This is a genomic window from Microcoleus sp. Z1_B2 (assembly GCF_036700325.1).
Classification (GTDB): domain Bacteria; phylum Cyanobacteriota; class Cyanobacteriia; order Cyanobacteriales; family Microcoleaceae; genus Microcoleus.
The window spans coordinates 25,735-27,533 of the sequence record NZ_JAUBOQ010000070.1; the positions used below are offsets into that span (position 1 = coordinate 25,735).

The 1,799-nt window shown below is 49.0% G+C and carries 1 protein-coding gene; it reads left to right on the plus strand.

The genetic code is table 11. The annotated features are described in order from the left end of the window. Window positions 1–1,551 (plus strand): calcium-binding protein (locus QT984_RS27575; protein ID WP_333340437.1); only part of this gene is annotated, 1,551 nt, incomplete at its 5' end. Window positions 1,552–1,799: the final 248 nt, after the last annotated feature.

Genomic DNA, 1,799 nt, shown 5'->3' on the forward strand with positions numbered 1-1,799 from the left:
ACGCCAATTCCGACACCGACGCCAATTCCTGCGGAAACTCCCATTCCGACGCCTGCGGAAACTCCGACGCCAATTCCAACTCCGACGCCTATTTCCACTGCGACGCCAATTCCGACACCGACGCCAATTCCTGCGGAAACTCCCATTCCGACGCCTGCGGAAACTCCGACGCCAATTCCGACGCCAATTCCTGCGGAAACTCCGACGCCTGCGGAAACTCCGACGCCAATTCCGACGCCAATTCCTGCGGAAACTCCGACGCCTGCGGAAACTCCGACGCCAATTCCGACACCAATTTCGACATCTGGAGAAACTCCAATCCCAACGGCTAAACCTGGGGAAACACCGATCGCAACTGACAATTCGATCGCCCAAACCACATCTCCAACAACAGAAACCCCCACACCGGCGCTAATTCCTGCTGCTTCGGAAGACTGTATGTGCGATCGAATTACTTTAGCCGATCGCACTTCCATTCCCGGCCCGAATATCCCTGAAAATACCCTCAACGGTACTGACGGTAAAGATACTCTAACCGGCAGCAATATTAATGACATCATCAACGGTTTCAATGGCAGCGACTGGCTAAAGGGCTTATTCGGCAGCGACAATATTTACGGTGGCCTTGCTAGCCCAGTTACTGTTGGCGCGGATGCAGACAGCGACACCATATTTGGCAACGAAAATAACGACTATCTCGTCGGCCACGCTGGGAATGACCTTATTTATGCGGGTAAAGATTCTGATGTGGCGATCGCAGGCAAAGATAATGACATAGTTTGGGGCGACAAAGGCAACGATACCCTACTTGGCGATGAAGGTAATGACAGTTTATTTGGTGGCACTTCTGAGGCGTCTGACGGTGGCTTGACAGGAAAAGATTTGCTTTTTGGCAATAATGGCAACGACGTTTTATACGGACAAGAAAGCGAAGATACTCTTTCTGGCGGCGAGGACAATGATACCTTACACGGCGGCAAAGATAACGATATAATTTGCGGTGATTCTGGCAATGATTTGCTGTTTGGAGAGTTGGGAAATGACACCATCTGCGGCGGCAATGGCGAGGATACGATTTTCGGAGATATTGACAATATCGCGAGGGATGCTAGCAGTCAAAAAGATTATTTGTGCGGCGGTAGTGGCAATGATTTAATTTTTGGTAATGAAGATGCCGATCGATTGTTCGGGGGTGACGGTAGCGATACTCTCTACGGCGATAATGGTGATGATACTTTGATTGGGGGAATTGGCGACGACTGGTTGAGGGGAGACTTCGGAAACGATACGCTGCAAGGGGGAAGCGGGCGCGATTACTTTTTCTTGACTGCGGGAGAAGGCCGCGATGTCATCGCTGATTTTACGCAAGGTGAAGATTTATTAATTTTGACGGGAGGGTTAACGGTCGATCGACTCAGCATAGTTGAAGAAAACACTACAACTTTTATCAAAATTGCCAACACGGATCAAATCTTAGCTAGCCTAAAAGGTGTGCCAGCTAATCTCATCACTCAACAGGATTTTACAGTAATTGGACTACCTGGTTTGTAGATAATATGGAATCCGGTTGTATCAGAACGATCGCTAATATCATGTCCGATCGATTAACCATAATATCCCGGTGGGGGCGGGTTTTTGAGATGGTCAATTATTGGCAGGTATTGTTGGTGAGGGGAACCCCTACAAAAATCGCGATCGCTCGACTTGACATGATATTATATCATGTCCGGTGTGCGATTCGTTTAGCCTAAATGGATAGGTTCTCCTATCCAGGGACGGTTAGCCTGACTCCGCTGCGA